The 20870-nt window shown below is 34.3% G+C and carries 19 protein-coding genes; 11 read left to right on the top strand and 8 right to left on the bottom strand.

Annotation, left to right across the window (positions count from 1 at the left end; translation table 11 throughout):
- Positions 1-32: 32 nt before the first annotated feature.
- The 5 genes from ACFE0M_RS08165 to fmt all read right to left on the bottom strand — a co-directional run bounded on the left by ACFE0M_RS08165 (position 33) and on the right by fmt (position 4144).
- Positions 33-524 (bottom strand): T9SS type A sorting domain-containing protein, encoded by a 492-nt coding sequence (locus tag ACFE0M_RS08165; protein WP_434545266.1) that lies wholly within the window; start codon positions 522-524, stop codon positions 33-35.
- 98 nt (positions 525-622) lie between these two features.
- Positions 623-1864 (bottom strand): zinc metalloprotease, encoded by a 1242-nt coding sequence (locus ACFE0M_RS08160; protein WP_434545265.1) that lies wholly within the window; start codon positions 1862-1864, stop codon positions 623-625.
- 2 nt (positions 1865-1866) lie between these two features.
- Complete coding sequence (locus tag ACFE0M_RS08155) at positions 1867-2229, bottom strand: hypothetical protein (RefSeq protein WP_434545264.1); 363 nt, start codon at positions 2227-2229, stop codon at positions 1867-1869.
- 428 nt (positions 2230-2657) lie between these two features.
- Complete coding sequence (locus ACFE0M_RS08150; RefSeq protein ID WP_434545263.1) at positions 2658-3062, bottom strand: hypothetical protein; 405 nt, start codon at positions 3060-3062, stop codon at positions 2658-2660.
- Positions 3063-3226: 164 nt separating this feature from the next.
- Positions 3227-4144 (bottom strand): methionyl-tRNA formyltransferase, encoded by a 918-nt coding sequence (gene fmt / locus ACFE0M_RS08145; protein ID WP_434545262.1) that lies wholly within the window; start codon positions 4142-4144, stop codon positions 3227-3229.
- Between the two features lie 148 nt (positions 4145-4292).
- Between fmt and ACFE0M_RS08140 the strand changes: the two genes are divergently transcribed.
- The 6 genes from ACFE0M_RS08140 (at position 4293) to ACFE0M_RS08115 (ending at position 13403) form a co-directional block, all read left to right on the top strand.
- A complete protein-coding gene (locus ACFE0M_RS08140) occupies positions 4293-5573 on the top strand; it encodes a DUF2851 family protein (protein ID WP_434545261.1) in 1281 nt (426 codons plus the stop codon).
- Positions 5570-6823, top strand: coding sequence for a hypothetical protein (locus ACFE0M_RS08135; protein ID WP_434545260.1), 1254 nt, complete (start codon positions 5570-5572; stop codon positions 6821-6823). The genes ACFE0M_RS08140 and ACFE0M_RS08135 overlap by 4 nt, the downstream gene beginning before the upstream one ends.
- Positions 6824-7177: 354 nt before the next feature.
- The gene (locus tag ACFE0M_RS08130; RefSeq protein WP_434545259.1) at positions 7178-7819 is read left to right on the top strand and encodes an acetyltransferase; all 642 of its coding nucleotides are present in this window, start codon (positions 7178-7180) and stop codon (positions 7817-7819) included.
- A 46-nt stretch (positions 7820-7865) separates the two neighbouring features.
- Positions 7866-8837 carry a rhodanese-related sulfurtransferase gene (locus tag ACFE0M_RS08125; RefSeq protein ID WP_434545258.1) on the top strand — a complete coding sequence of 324 codons (972 nt, stop codon included), beginning with the start codon at positions 7866-7868 and terminating at the stop codon, positions 8835-8837.
- 176 nt (positions 8838-9013) lie between these two features.
- Entirely contained in the window at positions 9014-9883 is an 870-nt protein-coding gene (locus ACFE0M_RS08120; RefSeq protein WP_434545257.1) for a nucleoside phosphorylase, read from the top strand.
- A gap of 109 nt (positions 9884-9992) precedes the next feature.
- Positions 9993-13403 (top strand): two-component regulator propeller domain-containing protein, encoded by a 3411-nt coding sequence (locus ACFE0M_RS08115; protein ID WP_434545256.1) that lies wholly within the window; start codon positions 9993-9995, stop codon positions 13401-13403.
- Positions 13404-13407: 4 nt separating this feature from the next.
- On the opposite strand, the gene ACFE0M_RS08110 is transcribed toward ACFE0M_RS08115, so the two are convergent.
- Complete coding sequence (locus ACFE0M_RS08110) at positions 13408-14436, bottom strand: hypothetical protein (RefSeq protein WP_434545255.1); 1029 nt, start codon at positions 14434-14436, stop codon at positions 13408-13410.
- 43 nt (positions 14437-14479) lie between these two features.
- On the bottom strand, positions 14480-15631 hold the full coding sequence (locus ACFE0M_RS08105; protein WP_434545254.1) for a THUMP domain-containing class I SAM-dependent RNA methyltransferase: 1152 nt from the start codon (positions 15629-15631) through the stop codon (positions 14480-14482).
- A gap of 117 nt (positions 15632-15748) precedes the next feature.
- Between ACFE0M_RS08105 and ACFE0M_RS08100 the strand changes: the two genes are divergently transcribed.
- From ACFE0M_RS08100 to ACFE0M_RS08090, 3 genes are all read left to right on the top strand, one after another.
- Positions 15749-16027 (top strand): hypothetical protein, encoded by a 279-nt coding sequence (locus tag ACFE0M_RS08100; RefSeq protein WP_434545253.1) that lies wholly within the window; start codon positions 15749-15751, stop codon positions 16025-16027.
- A 44-nt stretch (positions 16028-16071) separates the two neighbouring features.
- Positions 16072-16479, top strand: coding sequence for a hypothetical protein (locus ACFE0M_RS08095; RefSeq protein WP_434545252.1), 408 nt, complete (start codon positions 16072-16074; stop codon positions 16477-16479).
- Between the two features lie 149 nt (positions 16480-16628).
- Positions 16629-17111 carry a DUF4494 domain-containing protein gene (locus tag ACFE0M_RS08090; RefSeq protein WP_434545251.1) on the top strand — a complete coding sequence of 161 codons (483 nt, stop codon included), beginning with the start codon at positions 16629-16631 and terminating at the stop codon, positions 17109-17111.
- A gap of 45 nt (positions 17112-17156) precedes the next feature.
- Here ACFE0M_RS08090 and ACFE0M_RS08085 read toward each other — a convergent pair whose 3' ends face one another.
- Positions 17157-17882: a DUF547 domain-containing protein gene (locus tag ACFE0M_RS08085; protein WP_434545250.1), complete on the bottom strand. Its 726-nt coding sequence runs from the start codon at positions 17880-17882 to the stop codon at positions 17157-17159.
- 135 nt (positions 17883-18017) lie between these two features.
- Here ACFE0M_RS08085 and ACFE0M_RS08080 point away from each other — a divergent pair, with 135 nt between their 5' ends.
- A complete protein-coding gene (locus tag ACFE0M_RS08080; RefSeq protein ID WP_434545249.1) occupies positions 18018-19349 on the top strand; it encodes an NAD(P)/FAD-dependent oxidoreductase in 1332 nt (443 codons plus the stop codon).
- A gap of 10 nt (positions 19350-19359) precedes the next feature.
- On the top strand, positions 19360-20865 hold the full coding sequence (locus ACFE0M_RS08075) for a PP2C family protein-serine/threonine phosphatase (protein ID WP_434545248.1): 1506 nt from the start codon (positions 19360-19362) through the stop codon (positions 20863-20865).
- Positions 20866-20870 lie beyond the last annotated feature (5 nt).

Below are 20870 nucleotides of genomic sequence, written 5' to 3'. Positions count from 1 at the left end.
GATTTTTTTTACTATTATAATGCAATTATAAGTTACTCCTTATAAATCTTAGCAATATGCTGTTCCCCATCTTTTTCCACCACCAATCGGTATAAGCCTTTTTCGAGAGACTTCATATTGATTTCATGACAGAGTGCAGTACTTTTATTGGAATAGACCAGCTTCCCATATTTATCATTCAAACTGACTGTATATTCACTGGATTGGCTTATCGCTTTTTCATCTTGCTCTATTTCAACGGTCAAAGTTTCTGCTACCGGATTGGGTGAATATTGCATGGCAAAACCAATGCCTCCACCACCGGGACCACAGCCACCAGACTGATAAACCAAATCAAAATAGCGGGTCACCCAGCCACTATAGCCACAGGCATTTTCCGCCCTTACCCTGATGTAGCGATAACCATAATTATTCAAGCGCACAGTAACGGAACTATAATAAGTGGGACTTGGATTAGTAAGAATAGGACCCGCATCAGTTTCCCAGTGATGAGCAAAAGCTGAGCCACCATTCGTTACATCCACATAGCCAGCATAAAAATCCCCTGTTTGACTGGCAGAGCTTACGCATATTTCAGATGGAACTCCGTCTAAAGAGAGATTATAACTGATCGGATGATCACCTAAATCTCCGGTTGGGTTTGCTGGCGACCAACCCAGAAAAAATTTCTTATAGGAATTTCTCCACAGTCTGTTATTATATTGGCCTCCAACCAGCCAGTACCGCTTACAAATGGATTACTAGCATTGATGGTAGCCTGATCATTGGTGGAAATTGAAATATTGATATTGGAACTTGAGCTCCAATTGACGGTTGATCCCGGTGGAAGGTTATTGAGATTAAATGTGCTGTTGAAAGTGCAGACTAGGGAGGGGCCTGTCATGTTCGGCAATATATATTCGAAAGCCCCTCTATAACCACCTGAATTTAATGTGGCACGCATTACTGCTTTCTGACCGAAAGTAAATAAATTTTTACATGCATCATTGGTATAATCCATGTAATTCATATACATGTCATTGCTTCCACATGAAGATTGAACAGTTGTTGGACATTGACCACCATAGTGATTGCCTTGATTTGGTGTATCAGCAATATCATCACTTTCAGTGCATAAGCCACCATCATCTCCCCATATATGTTTTAATCCTAGCCAGTGTCCAGTTTCGTGAACAGCTATCCTCCCCAAATCATAATTAGGTAACAGTGTACCTGTGTTTCCAAAAACCTCATAATGAATTACTAAACCATCAGTATTTGGACTGGAAGAATACATCCAGGGGAATTGTGCATAGCCACCTAGATCATTTGCAAGATTGCATACCCAAATATTTAAATATCTGTTTGTATCCCAAGGGTCTTGGCCATTTGTAGTAGTTGACTTTACGTCATCGTTATCTGTAAAGGAAATTCTTGAGGTAGAAGTTCGAGTAATACCATCAGTCATATTCCCGCTGGGGTCACTTGTAGCAAGGTAAAACTGAATTTCTGTATTGGTGGCTAATCCTGAAAATTGAGCAGGTGTTTGGTTTCTGTCAGCATTTCGTCTTCCAAAATCTTGATTGAGGATTTCAATTTGCGAACAGATTTGTTCATCACTAATGTTTTCAGCCAATGTTCTAGATACTACATGAACCACCACTGGAATCATTATTATTCCCGAATTGGGATTGAAATTGTTTATTGCAATTGATTCATTTCCATAATTCTGTGTCTTATTTCCGACACGGTTGTAAAAAGATTGGACATCTTCTCTAATTTCTTGAGAAATTTTGGATTCATCATACACAGTCCCACATATTTTTTGGCTATAGGATGAAAAATTGACAACTGCTAGAAATACAAGAATGAAGTATTTTATCATAATTAATCTTGATTTGATTCCGATATGTTTTTAATTATGAAAGGAAAAGGTGTGAATACAAATGAACCAGATTCTAACGTGCATCTTTTTTTCATTTCACCACTGAAGGTTATCTCTAAACCTACGTTTTTTAAGGATGTATTTAATTCCTCGCATGGTTGAAGGCTTAATTTATTATCTTCTAAATTTAACGTTATATAATACATGTCTTTAAACCGAGAAATAGTGCCTCTAACATTTTCGTAAATTTCAATGGTTTCACTATCACAACCACAATCTTCAACTTCTGCGGTATCCTCTTTGCAACTAAAGGAAGTAAAGCATAATATTCCAATAAAGAATAACATTCTATAAATACTTTTCATACTTTTAATGTTTTAGTCAAAATCATAATAAAGATAAAAATGTAATTTCATATATACAAACGTTTAAAAAAATAAAACGTAATTTTTAATATTTATTATAATCTGAAAATGAGAAATTTATAATTTAAAAGTCAACCGTTACTCCTTACAAATCTTAGCAATATGCTGTTCCCCATCTTTTTCTACTACTAGGCGATATAGGCCTTTGTCAAGGGACTTCATACTGATTTCATGAAATAGCGCTGTACTTTTGCTGGAATAGACCAATTTTCCATATTTGTCGTTCAATTTCTGTAACTCTTTGGTATCGATCAGGATTACTTTTTTGAATTGTTTTTAAATTCATTTCAGAGCCACAGATATGTTGTGCTGAAACATTATTGATAATCAAAAACATGAACTGGGGCTAATAATGATCTTATCATTTTTTAATCAGGTTGATGCTCAATAGAAGTGATTTCGAATTTACAACCCCATGATTTTCTAATTGAAGGAAGGCTTATAATATTACAGCAGTCTGTTTTTCTACCCGAAATAATAACCTTCATTCCATCTGTATAACTTTTATCTAATTCACATGGTATTAATACCGTTTCATTTGATGTAGAATATCCTTCCTTATCCAAAAATTCAGGATTAATATCTAAGAACATATAATCAAGATTATATTTAGTATTTTGAAGTTGAACAATTTTAGCAGGAATATTATTAATTTCTTCTATTGAAGTAGCCTTTTCACATATATTATCGCAGTTTGTAAAGGTATCTTCTTGTGCACAGCTAACATTTATCAATAAAATAAATAAAACAAAGGTTTGAAATGGATTATTCATTATATAATGTTTTAGTCAAAATCATAATAAATATAAAGACACAAATTAATACATACAAACGTTTCAATAGGTAAAACTAAAATTTTATTATTTATTATAAATTGAAAATGAGAAAGTTATAAAGTGTGGTCAGAATGAGTTTGTATATGGTTTAGAGTTTTAGATCAAAGCTGATTTCCCCTAAAAAAATCAGCAATACCCATTCTTTTTTTACCCTCTGGCTGAATGACTTCCAATGAGAGAATTCCAGGATTGCACTGAATATGTAGATAGTTTTTATGATCTGTTATTAGTTTACCAGCTTCTCCTTTTGAATCCTTGTTAATAATGGAAGATTCATGGATTTTATATTTTTTACCGTTAATAACTGCCCAAGCGGTAGGGAATGGATTTAAGCCCCTTACATAATTGTAGAGCTTTTCTGCTGGTTCTGTCCATTTTAGTTCTGTATTTTCCTTAAAGAGCTTGGGTGCATGCTTTAAAGTTTGCTTTTCATCTTGTTGCTTTAGCTCATAGCTCTCATTTTCAATGGCGTTCACTGTTTTTAATACCAATCCAGCACCTTTTTCCATAAGCCTGTTATATACTTCACCAGTAGTATCGGTGTTGGAAATAGGTTCTTTTTCCTGCATGATAATACTTCCCGTATCTATTTCATGTTTGAGAAAAAAGGTAGTTAAACCCGTTTCAGTTTCACCATTCATAACCGCCCAATGAATGGGGGCGGCACCTCGGTATTGCGGAAGTAGGGACGCATGCAAATTGAAAGTTCCAATTTCCGGCATAGACCAAACCGCTTCCGGTAACATCCTAAAAGCCACCACAATTTGAAGACTAGCCTTTAATGAAGCTAATTCAGCTTGAAATTCAGGGTCTTTCAGATTAGTGGGCTGCATGATTTTAAGGCCTGCTGATTCGGCATATTCTTTTACTGGAGATTGAGATAATTTCTGCCCACGGCCTTTTGGTTTGTCAGGAGCGGTAATGACAGCAGCAATATCATAATGGTTTTCTACTAATATCTTCAAGGAAGGCACCGCAAAATCCGGGGTGCCCATATAAACGATGCGTAATTTCTTCATAGAAAGCAAAGTTAAAAATATGGAGGGGATTTTTAGCGGATTTATTAATCCAATCTCTTATAATCAGAATTTTCAGTTTATTTCAAATCTCAACTTGTAATAACTCCATAGTTTTCAGATATTCATTTTTCAACCTACTATTGAACCTATGAAGGAGGATTTTTTGCACTACGTTTGGCGATATCAGAAATTTGATAAAACTGAATTAGAAACTTCTGATGGTGCCAAAGTAAAAACGATTAAAACTGGTTTCGCTCATGCTAACTCAGGGCCTGATTTTCAACAAGCTAAAATATTGATTGATGATATGGAATGGAACGGGGCGGTGGAAATTCATATCAAATCTTCAGACTGGAATCGGCATAATCATCAAGAAGACCCTAATTATGAAAATGTGGTATTGCATGTAGTCTGGAAAAATGATGATCCCATTCAGCATCCTGATGGAAGTAAAATCCCCACAATCGAATTGAAAGATAGAGTAGATTATGATCTGATTGAAAAGTATCAAAAGCTACAAAGTTCACAGGATGAAATTCCTTGTGCCGGACATTGGAATGGAATAAGCAGTTTTCATAAATCTGAAATGCTGGAAAAAGCATTAGTGGAAAGGCTTCATCAAAAGTCGGAAAAGGCAAAGACACATTTCGAAGAGGGAACTCAAAATTGGGATCAAGCCTCTTATTTTATGTTGTTGTCGGCAATGGGATTCAAAGTGAATCAGCATCCCTTTGAGCGTTTAGCTGAAATCCTTCCCTATAATTTAATTAAAAAATACAGAGGCAATATTTTTCAATTGGAAGCCTTGCTTTTTGGGGCATCAGGTTTTCTGGCTGAGGATTTTCAAGATGAGTATCCTAATCAACTCAAGAAGGAATGGGAGTTTTTAAAACATAAGCATAAAGCAACTTTAGGAAGTGGAATGCATTTGCATGAATGGCGATTTCTTAGATTACGACCAGCCAATTTCCCGACTATCAGATTGGCGGAATTGGCACAAATCCTCCATGTTTTTCCTTCACTATTTGATGCATTTGTGACTGATATGGATTTAAAAAATATCCAAAAAAGATTCAAAGTGAAGGTATCTGATTATTGGCTCAATCATTATCAATTTGAAAAGGAAAGTAAATTTCGCAATAAGCAATTAGGTCAGAATTCAATTAAAACGCTGATTATAAACTGCATCCCACCATTACTGGCACTTTACGCCAATAGCGTGGGAGAGGTTAAGTATATGGATAAAGCCCTTGCCCTCCTAAATGAAATAAAAGCAGAAAAGAATTATATTACCAAAAAATTCTCCGCATTGGGAGAGGAAATTCAATCAGCATTTGATTCACAAGCCATGATTCAACTTCATAATGAGTATTGCCAACCTAAAAAATGTCTGGATTGTAGCATAGGCTTATCCATTTTGAAAGCATGATAACTGTTTTCATTCATATTCTCATTGTATCTGCAGTTTTTGTATTGATTAATAGAAAGCTATCAGGAGTTGATGACAAAATAATCTTTCTCACTTTTACACTTCTAAAAATCAGTTGTGGGATTCTGATAGGCTATTTGTACTGGTCTTATTATGGAGGAACTGGTGATACGATATACTTTTATGAACAAGCCCAAGCCTTATTTCAATACTTTCAAACTGATAGAATTTCATTTTCAGAATGGATAGGTTTTTCACCTGTAAGTTTGTCATACGCTGAATTTTCCGCTCAAAACGAGCTTAGGACTTTCTTTTTTGTACGATTAGTGAGCTTTCTTTATGCTTTCACTCAGGGCAATTATTTCACTATGAGTATTTATTTGAGTTCCTTTTCGGCTTTAGCCACATGGGCTTTTGCTTATCAATTGGTTAAATTTTGCAATGCATATAAATTTATCATTTATATCGCCTTGCTTTTTATTCCCTCTATCACATTTTGGAGTTCGGGCTTGTTGAAAGAAAGCTTAATGACAATGGCTATTTATGCCTTGGGGTATTTTATTCTTAAATGGCAGACTGATTACAAGAAGTGGGGATATTTGTTTCCAGTGATGCTTAGCCTCTTTATTCTATGGGAACTGAAATATTATGTACCGATCACATTACTTCCCATTCTAATATTAACACTTCTTTTTAGTCGTCAGGGCTTCTTACCCACACTTCAATTCTCGAAAAAACTGATCCTCTACTTGGTTTTTTTAATTGTCGGAGGATTGGCGCTTGCTTTTATCCATCCCGTTTTTAGCAGTGGGCGTTTTTTTGAATTGATTCGAATTAGTCACGATGTAATCGCAATTAATTCAACTGAAGCTATTATTCAATTTCAAAATACAGAAAGCAATATCCTTTTTTTTATACAAAACTTACCCTTAGCTTGGTTTACGGGTATTTTCCGACCTTTTTTTTGGGAATCATTTAATGCCTTTTCCCTGCTCTGGACTATTGAAAAGGGGATTTTTACAGTATTGATAATTTATGCCGTATCCCTTTCCATTAAACTTAAATTCACACCCAATGAAAAATGGTGGGGAATAGCCATTATTGTTTATGCTTCTGTCTTGTCTTCAATTATCACATTAGCAACTCCAAATTTCGGGACATTAGTCCGATATGAAGTGGCTTATATGCCTTTTTTGTGGTTGATGGTTTTGTGGGTTTTAAATAAATATAAACTCCAAAAGACAATCTAAACCTAATTTTACTACCCCCATTGAAGGTGTTTTCACCTTCAAAAATCTGTCTGAGTAGTTTGGGTGAAAACACCCAAACGAGGGAAAGATAAAATATTATGAGATGTGTTTATGTGAAAAATTTTACTACCCCCTATTGAAGGTGTTTTCACCTTCAAGAATCTGTGAGTAAATGAGAGTTTTTCTAATAAGCTTTTTGGATATTATCAGTTTGGGTGAAAACATCCAAAAGGGGAGGGGTTGTGTTTTTACTATTTGGAATAGAAAAATTATTTTGTACTTACTCTAAAATAGAAAGCGCTTTATTGCGCAAGGAATGATTAAGCCTTAACTTTGCGTTTTGAAAAATAAATTATGGATAAAAAACCAGTTATAATCTTAGGTGCAAAAGGTATTGGGCCTTCAGCAGCTGAAATCTTTAAGAGCAATAATGTTGAAATTTATTGCTTTTTGGATGACGATAAAGAGATGCATGGCACTGAAATAGATTTCGTATCTGTTTTAGGTCAAACGGATGATGACGGTTATTTAAAATATATTGGTAAAAAATGCGATGCTTTTGTGGCGGAAGACAATATGAAAGCGCGTAAGAAGATGACCAAAATGTTGAACGATCGTAGAAAGACAATGCCAGCAAATGCAATTCATGCACAAGCTATTGTATCGGATTCAGCACATTTGGGTTATGGAAATTTTATCAATGCAAGGGCTGTATTAGGCGCATATTCAAAAGTGCCTAACCATTGTTTGATTCATTCTGGCGCTATCATAGAATATAATGTAGAACTTGGAGATTACGTACAGATTGGGGCTGGAACACAGCTCAATAGTGGGGTAACTGTTGGAGAGGAAACATTTATTGGTTCTGGGGTTACGGTTGTATCCGGAGTGAAAATTGGCAGAAAAGCCAATATTGGTGCAGGTTCAGTTGTGATTAGAGATGTGAAGGACGGAGAAACCGTTTTTGGAAATCCTGCACAAACGATTGAAAATTAATTAATTACATTTATAAAATCACCTTATTTACACTAAGGAGGAAATTATGGAAAATAAAGAAAATCAATACAAAGTAATTCTTTATTACTGCTATGCGGAAATTGAGAATCCTGATCAATTCAGGGATGAGCATCATTTAATGTGTTTAGAACTCGATTTAAGAGGTAGGATCATTATCTCAAAAGAGGGGCTAAACGGCACTGTTTCAGGTACCACAGAAAATGTTGATGAGTACATGAAAAGAGTAAAATCAGATCCAAGATTTGCGGATACTGATTTCAAAGAGGATTTTCACCCCGAACATACCTTTAAAAAGTTGAATGTTAGGCACAAGCCTGAAATCGTCCATTCAAGTCTTTCACACATCAATCCTAGAAAAAGAACAGGAGCCTATGTGGAGCCTGAGCAGTTCAGGGAAATGATTAAGAATGAGGAGGATATTGTAATTTTAGATGTTCGATCAAATTACGAACATGAATTGGGTCGTTTCAAAAATGCTGTTACCTTAGATATTGAGAATTTTAGGGATTTCCCTGATAAAATTAGTGAGTTGAAGCAGTATAAAGGCAAAAAAATTGTCACATACTGCACAGGCGGAATTAAATGTGAGAAGGCAAGTGCATTTTTATTAGAGCAGGGATTTGAAAATGTGCATCAATTACATGGTGGAATTATCAAATACGGATTAGAAGCAGAAGGAGAAGATTTCGAAGGAAAATGTTATGTTTTTGATAACCGACTTTCAGTTGATGTCAATAAGGTGAATCCAAAAGTGGTTTCAAAATGCTATGTTTGCGGAACCCTTTCGGATAGAATGGTCAATTGCGCCAATCCTGAGTGCAATGTTCACGTTCCGATCTGTGAGAAATGCGGTTGGGAAATGGAAGGTGCTTGTTCCGAAGAGTGTAAGGAGCATCCTGAAAAAAGAGAATATAACGGAACGGGTTATTACCAAAAGAATACTAATGGTTATGATCCGTACAAAGGGTTTCAAGGTAAATTGCAAAAAGCAAAATAAAATTGGTTTAGAAACTTGTCAGCTTTTCAATCGGGCTTTAAGTGGTTGGTGTGCCATCAAACATGGATTCTTCCCCGGTCGGTGGCACACCGCCCTGAAAAGATAAGTAATAATATAAGTAAACATAACAGGGTTAATCAACAGTTATTTGAATCACATTAGTAAAATTTTTTAATATGGAGAATAAATATCCTGAGTCAGAATTAATATTGAATAAAGACGGTTCTGTTTATCATTTAAGCTTAAGACCTCAGGATATTTCAGATGTCATTCTTACAGTAGGAGACCCTTCTAGAGTTCATAAAGTGAGTCAATACTTTGATAAAATCACTTTTGAAATGAACAAAAGAGAGTTTATTACTCATACAGGAACTTATAAAGGCAGAAAGCTAACCGTGATGTCCACAGGAATGGGGACAGATAATGTTGAAATCCTCATGACGGAATTGGATGCTTTGGCCAATATAAATCTGAAGAAAAGAGTAGATAAAGTCAAAAAAAAATCATTAAAAATCATTAGAATTGGTACCTCAGGCGGATTGCAACAAGATTTGCCTGTAGATTCGTTATTAGTTTCCCAATTCGCCATTGGATTGGATACATTGATGCATTTTTATCCTTTGGAAAGAACAGAGGCAGAATCAAATGTTGAATCTGCTTTACAACTGGAAGTTAATTTACCGTTTCGACCTTATTGTGTGGAGGGTTCTTCCAGCTTACTTAAGCATTTTTCTGATGATATGAACATAGGCAATACCGTCACCTGCCCAGGATTTTATGCTCCTCAAGGACGGCAATTACGCAGTCCGATCCGGTTTCCCGATATTGCAGAAAGACTATCCATGTTTCATTATGGAGATTTATGGTTAACCAATTTTGAAATGGAAACGGCAGGTTATTATGCGATGGGAAGGTTGTTGGGGCACGAAGTCTTGAGTTGCAATGCCATTGTGGCCAATAGGATGACCCATCAGTTTTCCAAGAATTCTGACAAAACTATTGATAATTTGATTAAGATCGTTTTGGATAAAGCCTCAGAATTATAGAATTCCGAAATAATACAATCATACCTTTATAGTACTGAATCAACAGTTAATCGAAAATGATTGATTTTATGAAGATATTACACTACTTTAATATCTGATTGAACCAATTATGAAACTTTTATATCTGTTAATAGTACAATTTTTAAGCTTCCAGCTATTTGCACAGAATCAGCTAAAAAACACCGATTTTAAAACTTTAACCGTAAATGATGGGCTATCTCAAAATATTGTGGAAGCTATCTATCAAGGAAGTAATGGTTTTCTATGGTTAGGAACGCAGGATGGTCTTGACAGATTTGATGGACAAAATTTTGTTTCTTATAATTATAAAATTGATGACTCCACCAGCCTAAGTAATAATTATGTAAAGGACATAGTAGAAGATTCGAAAGGTAATTTATGGATTGGAACTTATGGCGGAGGCTTAAATAAATTCGATAAAAAGTCTAATTTCAGGCATTTTACTCACGATAATTCTGCTAATGCTATCAGTGACAATGTAGTTTATACAATTTTTCAATATTCAGATTCAATTTATTGGTTAGGAACAAAGAATGGGTTGAATAAAATCAATATTACAACTGAAGTATTTACTAATCTTAATACCAATCCAAATACATTTCCCAAATTAAATAATGCTGTAATTTATTGTATTTCCAGAGCTAAAAGTAAGGATGAAATATGGGTGGGCACTCGTGAAGGATTGCATAAAGTCAATGTAAAAACATTTGAAGTACAACAATTCCTCAAAGGAGATAATGGACTTTTGGATGATGATATTAGGGATTTATATTTCGATTCCAATGGTACACTTTGGGTTGCTACCAAATTTGGGGGAATATTTTATAAAACCGAAAACAAAAAGCAATTCCAACAAATTGATTTAAAATTTATTGATGAAAGTTCGATTTATGCACGCAAAATTTACCCTAATGATAATGGAGGTGTTTGGTTGGGTACTTTCGGTTCAGGCCTTTTTTATATAGATCATCAATTTAAGACAAAATATCATTTTGAAGAGGAGCAGTATAATCCTAAAGCATTACCTTCTCATAATGTGGTTGAAATATTTCAGGATGAATCATCCAATTATTGGTTAGGTACTCATGGTGGAGGAATTACATCTTTCAATTTGAACCAGAAAAAATTTGATTTATATCAGCCGGACGAAAATGACTCATTTAGTATTTCAGATGATGCGGTAAATTATATTTTTGAAGACAGTAGGGGAGACATATATGTGGCGCATGATGCTGGTATCGATTTAGTAACGGAAAGTAAAGGTCAGCTTAGATTTCAGCAGATTATAAGTAGTTATTCAGGGCTTCCTGATGACAGAGGTTGGTTACTGTTCGAAGACTCTGACAACATTTTATGGGTAGGCTTGTGGAATTTTGGTCTATCGAAGTACAATAGGGAAACTGGTGAATTGAGATCCTATAAACATATTGAAGGTGACACAACCTCTATCACTACTAATTTTATTGAAAGTATTGCCGAGGCACCCTATGGTAAACTTTGGATTGGTCTTTTGGGGGATGGTGGATTAGTGGTGTTCAATAAAGCTACAGAGACTTTTAAAAAATATCTACACGATTCAAACAGGCCAAATTCCCTTTCAAATAATAGGGTGCATAAAGTTTTAGTAGATAGTAAAAAAAGAATTTGGTTAGCAACAGATTTTGGTTTGGATTTATATCAACCAGAAACTGATGATTTTCAACATTTTAGATATGATAAAAATGATACCAATAGTATCAACTATAATGTGATCAGAACTATTAAAGAAGATCAAAATCAAAATATTTGGATTGGTACAGGTGGAGGCGGAATTGCCAAGATGATCGAATCTAAAGATGGTGTTATTTTTAAATCTTATACAAAGGAAGATGGATTGGTTAATAATAATATCACAGGGATTACAGAAGATTTAGACGGAAATCTTTGGATCACAACCTATAAAGGCATTTCTTTTTTTAATCCGATGACAGAAGAATTTAAAAATTACGATGTTTCTGATGGACTTCAAGGTGAGGAATTTGTTAGGAGATCCATTGCAACAATTAGCGATGGGAGAATATTTGCAGGTGGGTTTAATGGTCTAAATGTTTTTAATCCTAAGGAAATAAAGAGGAGTGATTATGAGCCCAATATCAATGTTGTCGGAATTGATATTATAAATGAGAGCGGTAAAAAGTCAATTGTGGATTTTTCAGTAGATTCTATATTATTAGACCACCAAGATTATTTGTTGTCTCTTGAAATTGCCACCACAGATCTGAGTTCATCTGATAAAATTCAATATGCTTATTATTTAGAAGGCTTCGATAAAGATTGGATTTATAATAAAAACAGAAGACATTTTTCCTTTACAAATTTACCAGCCGGAGAGTACAATTTAAAAATTAAAGGAACTAATGCGGATGGTAAATGGTCCGATAAAATAAGAGAAATTTATATAAAAGTGGATCCTCCATTTTGGGCCACTAATTGGTTTAGGGTGCTTCTTGTAGTTTTTGTGTTAATGCTCGTGCTAGCTTACATACAATTACGAATAAGGTTTTTCAAAAACCAGAGGCGAAAATTACAATATAAAGTAGAAGAGAGAACCTTAGAATTAGAGGAAGTAAATAGGAGTCTGTTAGAGAATCAGTCTTTGGTGATCCATCAAAAGGAAGAAATAACTGAGCAGAATAAGGAAATTGAACATAAAAATGCTATAATTCAAAAACAAAATGATGAATTAAAATTAAGCAATCTTCAGTTGGAAGAAATGGTGGATGAAAGGACAAAAGAGTTAAGGGAAGCAAACAATGATTTGAAAATTGCAAAACATGAATTCGATACTTTTTTCTACCGTGCGGCACATGACCTAAAAGGACCTGTTTCTACAATTTTAGGACTCTGTTATTTGGCCATGAAAGAAACTGATGAACAAGCCTCAAGATTTTATTTCACCAAAGTAAATGAAACTGCAGAAAGGATGAATAATATTTTGTTCAACCTTCAAAAAATCAATAAACTGAAGCAGCAAAAAGTAGATGTGCAAATCCATAATATTCGAGATTTAATTATAGAGGCATCTAAAGAAAATATACCTGACAATGAAGATTGGCAACAATTTATTGATATTGAATTGGAAGCAAGGGACCATGAAATTTTAACTGATTCAATCCATTTAAAAGTGATTTTCTCCAATCTGATTAATAATTCAATTAAGTTTACTGGCAGGGGTGAAAAGCCTAAAATAGTGATTGAATTCACGAAAAGTATAAAGGACAATACTTATCAAATTATTTTTGAAGATTTTGGTTCAGGAATTGATCCTGAAGTAAGAGATAAAATCTTCAATATGTTCTTTGTGGCAACTGAACAAAAAAGAGGAACAGGATTGGGGCTTTATAGTGTGAAGTTGGCAGTTTCTAAACTGGGTGGCCGAATTAGTTTGGATGAAAATAAACCAGCCTGTTTCAGAATAGAATTACCCATTCCTCATTATCAAAGGGTTTTGACTAACTAAAAATTCATTTCACTTCCGTATCCCAAATTTTTTCTGCCTTTTTACCAATTAGCCAAAATGAAACCGCAATTATTCCGAAGAATATAGCTTTATGTAATTCATCCCAAAAATATTCAAAGTAGCGCGTATAAAGGTTAAGGAATATAAAAGAAATCCCGATGTTTTTAAGTAAGCTATCTTCTTTCTTAATGCCAATTACTATTGCTCCAAAACTAACTAAAAGTAATATTAAGCTATACCACCATAAATGGTATTGTCTTATTTCTAGCCACTTTTCATAGCTACTGTAATTTCCAAATATGGTTAAAAACCATAAAGCCAAGAAGAATATGATCAGACCGCTCCAATAGGTGGGCTCTATAAAAGGTTTAAAAACTTCTGTTTTTTTAATGAAATAGGTGAAAGCTAAAATGAGCGCTCCAAAAATTGTAAAGCGCATAGGGAAATTCATCCCTATAAATAGGTAATTGTCTTTTCCTAAGTTATGGGTAATGGCTCCGAATGCGATTACCAATGCCATAATCCCAAATAGCCAAAGGAGCTCTTTTTCTCTGAAGACCGCAATGGCAAAATATAGCATGGCTAATCCTAAAATAAATACACTAGGATTTTCTTCCCTTCCAAAAAGATAACTTATAAAACCAGTGCTTATGGCCAGAAAAATAGCCCCAAAAAAAGTAAAGACTTCTTTACTGTATTTTCTTCTTTTCTTTTTGAGATTGTATCTATAATCAAACCAAAAGAATAATGCACCTAAAAATAGAAAAGTAAGGGATTTGGTGACATAAGAGGTGGAAATCAAAGAATCAATTAAATCTAATAAAGCTTGATCTGCAAAAATGCTAACAACCGCAATTAGCAAACTTACCACTGCGAAGAGAAAAGAATAATAAGCCAGGGATTGCCAGTTGAATGATTTGATTTCAATGCTTTCATTAAGCTGTTTCGACTTTTCTGAATCAATCAATTCGTTTGATTCCCAATGATTGATGGCTTTATTAATAACCTCTTTATCTTTTTTGCTGAATTGCATTTGCTAAATATAAGTTAAGGGAAATTAATTTCGAAAGATTTCCTTAACCTTTATCCTTTTTAGTGCCCGCATATAGTTCGTATTCCAACAGCCTACATTCAATTTTAGCATTCATAAAAGGAATTCTTCTTTTAGTCCGTAAGCCAATTTTCTTGGCTAAATTCATATTTCCTGTAAAAATATAGCCAGTTTTTCCTTTGCAGTCTCTTTTGAAAAAATCCCCTATTTGGGCATAGACATTTGCTAATTCTTGTTCTTCGCCTAATCTTTCCCCATACTCAGGATTCAAAATCACAATTCCCTCACCTTCAGATATAGTGCTGTCTCTAAAGTCTTTTTTCTCAAATGTAATAGCATCAGCCACTCCCGCTTCTTCTGCATTTTGTTTGGCAGCTTGAATGGCCATTCTGCTGTTATCACCTGCTATAATATCACATTCAATAGGTTTTTCATTTATTTTGGCTTCTTCTTTGAGTTTCTCCCAATACTCCAAATCAAAATCTTTGAGATAATGAAAACCAAATTTCTGTCTATTTAAGCCGGGAGCTTTATTGGCTGCGATGCAGGCTGCTTCAATGGCTAATGTTCCAGAGCCACACATAGGGTTAATGAATGCTTGATTGGGTTTCCAGTTTGATGCCAAAATCGTGGCCGCAGCTAATGATTCATTCATTGGGGCCTTGCCTGGAATTTTCCTATAGCCATGTTTTGAAATGGTTTCTCCAGAAGTATCCAAATAAATAGATACTTGATCCTCCATCCAATGTAAAAACACTACCATTTGATCTCTCAAAGGCCCAGAATCAGGTCTAACACCCGTTTTATCTTTTAAGCGATCTACAATAGCATCTTTAGCTCTTACATTGGCAAATTGAGTATTTAATATTTTTTCGTTGTTCACATAGGAAGTAATACATAAATAACCGTTCTCATCTAAGTAATCTTCCCATTTGATTTGATAAAGCTGTTGATATAATTTATCTGGATGGTTGGCTTTAAATGATTTGATAAGAAAAAGAACCTTATTGGCTGTCCTTAAATGTAGATTCAACTTCATACAATCATTCCTAGTACCTTCCAAGGCCACATCCAAAGGCCCTTCATGGGTGACTTTGTATCCAAGAGATTCTATTTCTTTTCTAAGAATAGGAGCGATATAAGGGGGACAGGTGAGAACGATTTTGCTTTTTTCCATGGGGCAAAGTTAGGGCAGTTTGTATTAATAACAATATATTGAATTAGTGTAAGTGAATTGTTTATTGACTTTATTAGTTTTATGACTAATTTGTCAATAAAATTAATTTAATGGAATATGAATTTTAAAGAGTTATATAAAATTGCTAAGGAGTCATTAGAGGAATTATCACCTTTAGATGAAGCTGATTTTAGATTAGAGCAGGCAGAGTATAATGACCATGATGAGACATGGGACATTGTGGTTTCTTATCTGGTTGAAAATATAAATAAACCAGATTCGCCTCTAGGAGCCCTTTCTACAGGTTTTAAATATCAATATCATCGAGTTTATAAAAAAGTGAAGATTGATAAAAATAAAAATGTAAAGGGTTTTTATATGTTTGAGAAGGTATGAAATTGATTGATTCAAATGCACTTCTCGTTCTAATTTTGGGTCTTATGAGCCCCTCTTTAATTAACAAACACAAAAAGACTTCTATCTATTCCAGTGAAGATTACGAAAACCTTTTAGGGGTAATAGGTAGTATTGAATCCTTAGTTGTATTGCCAAATATTTGGACTGAAGTGGATAATTTATTGAATAAATTTAATGGAAACCAAAAAGAGATATATGTTGAAAAGATTATACAAACCATAAAAAATACAACAGAGCAATATCTCCAATCAAATCTTATTGAAGAAAATTATGCATTTTATGATCTTGGTTTAACAGATACATTAATTCTGGAGCATGCAAAAAATTGCGAGCTATTAATAACATCAGATTCAACTCTTTCGGACTATGCAAGAAGTCAAGGTGTGGAAGTTTTTGATTTAAAAGAAATGGCTAATTATAGATTAAAGTAAAAATAGAGTTTACTTTAGAAAATTATATTTGAGGCTCAACAGTAACTTAACTCTATATTTGAGAAAATCTATTCTACAAATTGTTGTCAGCCATTTCCATTCAATTTTGATTTCCTTTATATTCGCAATCCAATTTGAAAATTAAGATTATGAAGCAGTGGTTTTTGTGCAAAGTGAAGTACCAAAAAGAAGATGAAAACGGAAGATTAAAATCCGTAACAGAGCCTTATTTGGTGGATGCCGTTTCTTTTACGGAAGCGGAAACTCGCATTTATGAAGAAATGGGGGAGCGCGTGAGAGGTGAATTTATGATAACAGGCATAAGTAAGAGCAAAATAGTGGATGTATTCCATTATGAAGATGCGGATGTTTGGCACAAATGCAAGGTGGTTTATTATGTGGCTGAGGAAAGCGGGAAAGAAAAGAAAATTGTGAACCAAATGATTGTTACTGCCAAAAACGTAAAAGAAGCTTACGACAGAATTTATTTAAGCTTGAATAATATGTTGGTTTCCTTTCAAGTGCCAGAAGTAGTGGAAAGCCCAATTATTGAAGTTTTTAATTATACAGGTGAATTATCTCCTGAAGGCTCAGAAGTACAAGAGGAGGTTTCAGAGGAGGATGTTGAATAATATTAAAGCTTTTCCAAAGTACAATTCTTTGGAAAAGCTTCAATGCTATTGAATATTTAAGCTCCAGTCGTATTCGTAGAAATCCACATTATAATTTTCAGGGATTTTGTTTTTCCTATATTGATTAATATATGATAAAGCATCATCAGCCTTCATTTTAAAATCCCTTTCATACCATTTGAATATTTTAGAGATTTGCACCAAATTTTCATTTGATTTTACTTTAATAAAATCAGCATTGTTAATTGAATTAGATGTTCTTTCATCTAATTGCTCATCTAATTGATCGGCTGAATATGCGAAATTTGCCAATTCAGGGCAACTAGCGGCCGCACATGAAAATGCAAAATGAACCCGTGGGTCTTGAAATGGAATAATGACCTTTCCTTTTTCAATTTGATCTAAAGTAAGCATTTCGCCACCCACATTATGCTTTACTTTATCAAAAAACCCATTTTTATCTAAAGCGGATTTAAGTGGGAAATACTCAGTTATTTGTCGGATAACTATGATATTATATGCGTTAATATATAATGCCTTGGTCTCATTTTTACTTAGTCCATCAATATTAACTGTTTCTAAGGATTTGTATAATTTATTCACATCCTCAAAATTGTTTTTTAATCTTTTGTAATCAACCTTTCCTTCTTGAACATACTTTTTCAAGAACGCATCTAATTGTTTGTTAAATTCACTAGTTTCTTGTCTGAATGCCATCAAGCTTAAGCTTGATAAAAGAATGGCAACAATGGTTAAGTTTAAATTTCTCATAATTATTATGTTTATTAGTATTTACGAGAAGATAATAATTTCGGATTACTTTTTATTGTCTTCCTATTGACAAATGATTAGCTTTATTAGCTTTAATATTGAACTTTACATCCATAGAAAACTAAATTATATCCTATGAGGAATATCGTCATCATTGGAAATGGCATTTCAGGAGTCACTACGGCAAGGCACATCCGTAAACATAGTGATGATAATATCACCATTATTTCTTCTGAAACAAAGCATTTCTTTTCCAGAACTGCCTTGATGTATATTTATATGGGGCATATGAAATATGAAAGTACAAAGCCTTATGAAGATTGGTTTTGGAAGAAAAACAGAATTGATTTAGTCTATGATTATGTGCAGAAAATAGATTTCCGCAATAAAAAACTTCAATTAAAACAATCTAATGAATTAGAATATGATGTATTGGTACTGGCGGTAGGTTCTAAATCAAACAAATTCGGTTGGCCAGGTCAAGAATTAGAGGCTGTTCAAGGCTTGTACAGCTATCAGGATTTAGAAGGAATGGAGAAATATTCTCCTACAACAAAACATGCGGTAATAGTAGGAGGCGGTTTGATTGGAATTGAAATGGGGGAGATGTTCCATACACGTAATATTGAGGTCACTTTTGTAGTTCGTGAAAGTAGCTTCTGGAATAATGTTTTGCCTCCTGAAGAATCGGAAATGATTAATCGACATATCCGAAAGCATGGGTTTAAATTGATGCTTGAATCTGAGATTACTGAAATTTTAGATGATGGAAATGGCAGGGCTAAGGGAGTAAAGTTAAAAGATGGCGAGGAACTAGAAGCACAATTTGTTGGCCTTACGGTAGGGGTTTCCCCTAATATTGATTTTTTAAAAGAGTCTGAATTGGAAACCGGAAGGGGAATAAAAGTCAATGAATATTTTGAGACCAATCAGCCAGATGTTTATGCCATTGGAGACTGCGCTGAGTTTGAAAAAGCACCTGCTGAAGATAGAAGGCCAATCGAACAAGTTTGGTACACAGGCAGGATGCATGGGGAAACTCTAGCAAATACTATTTGCGGAACAAAAACCGCTTATAAACCTGGGGTTTGGTTCAATTCTGCCAAGTTTTTGGATATTGAATATCAAACTTATGGACAGGTAGGCAACCAGCCTGATGAAGAAACGGAAGAGCATTTTTATTGGGAGCATGAAAGGGGTGAAAAGTCTATTCGCTTAGTTTTTCATAAAAAAGACAAAACATTAAAAGGCGTAAACTTAATGGGCATTAGATATCGTCATGAGGTTTGCGATAAAATGATAAGAGATAAATGGCCTATGAAAAAAGTCTTTCAGAATTTGAAAGAGGCGAATTTTGATCCAGAATTTTTTAAGCGATATGAGGATCAGTTAGTCGGGATGCATAATGAGCGGTACCCCAATGATAAAGTAAAATTGAGTAGTCAGAAACTTTTTGGGATATTTTAATTATTGAATTATGGGCGATTTTTTATCGGCAAAAGGGTTAAGTAATAGAGTTTTATTAGTGGTCATTGTATCATTCAGTATTCTGACCGGCTATTTTATTTATAATTCCTATCACCAGTTTCTCAGTAATTCAGAAGAGCAGGTAGTCGATAGATTATATAGTATAGCTAAAACGGCTTCTCTGCAAATTGATGGAGAAGAAATGGAATATTTGATTGATAAGTATGCTGAGAAAGATGCCATCAAAACTAATGAGCAGGATTCTATTTATCAAAAAATTAACCAGCAGTTGCTTGAAGTGGTGAAAGCAAATGAAATGACTACCTCACTATATACGATGGTCAGGTCAAATGAAGGACCTTATTTTGAATTCATTGTTTCTTCTAGTGAAACACCCTATTTCCGGCATACTTATAAAGAATTTCCTAAGCAATTGCTGACAGATTTTGAAATAGGTGGGAAGTTAAATGTTCATAGCAGTGAAAATGGTATGTGGCTTTCAGCTTTTGCCCCTGTGAAAAACGAGGAGGGTGAAACCGTAGCCGTTATTCAGGCAGATAGAAATTTTGAAGAATTTTACGCCATGGCAAAGGAAAAGCTGATCAATGATTTATTGATTTCACTTGCAATTTTTGTGGTCATCCTACTTGTCGTTTTAAAATTTTTGAGGTCTATTATCAAAAATGAGGAGGAGCAAAAAAGAGAGCTGGAAACTTCTTACAAAATCATCGCACACAAAAATAAAGATATTTCAGATTCCATCAATTATGCGAAAAGGATTCAAGATTCTTTTATCCCCACTGTAAAAGAAATCAAATCAATATTCCCTCAATCTTATGTGTTTTTTAGGGGCAAGGATGTGGTAAGTGGTGATTTTCCTTTCATGGTGAAATTGATAGATAAAAATATTGTCTATATAGCAAGTGTGGATTGTACCGGACATGGTGTGCCTGGAGCTTTAATTTCGATTATTGGTAACTTTTTATTGAATGACCTGATCATCAGTAAAAAATTAAATAAACCTGGGGAAATATTAAGGCATTTGCACTTTGGCGTGGTGGACACTTTAAACCAGGAAAAGGAAGACTCCTTATCTAATGACGGAATGGATATAGCCTTAATCGAAATTGATGCTGAAGCAAAAACCTTGGAATTTGCCGGTGCGCACCGACCATTGATTCGAATAAGTAATGGTGAATTGGAGGAAATAAAAGGTTCAAGGTTGTCCATTGGAGGCACGCATTACACTTCCAGGGGCAAGAAGATGGAGTTTAAAAACTATAAAACTACCTATGAAAGTGGAGATAGTATTCACTTTTTTTCGGATGGTTATCCAGATCAATTTGGAGGGCCTGATAATCTGAAATTTGGACAAAAAAATATGAGGGGTTTTTTCAAGCGACACCAAAATGAAGATATGGAAACTATAGGTCAAAAATTAGAAGAGAATTTTGATGATTGGCGAAATGGCCATAGACAAATGGATGATGTATTGGTAATGGGAATAAAATTTTAAAATGA

It is taken from the genome of Marivirga sp., assembly GCF_051117495.1.
Lineage (GTDB): Bacteria > Bacteroidota > Bacteroidia > Cytophagales > Cyclobacteriaceae > Marivirga.
This window is presented reverse-complemented; position numbering and strand designations above follow the sequence as displayed.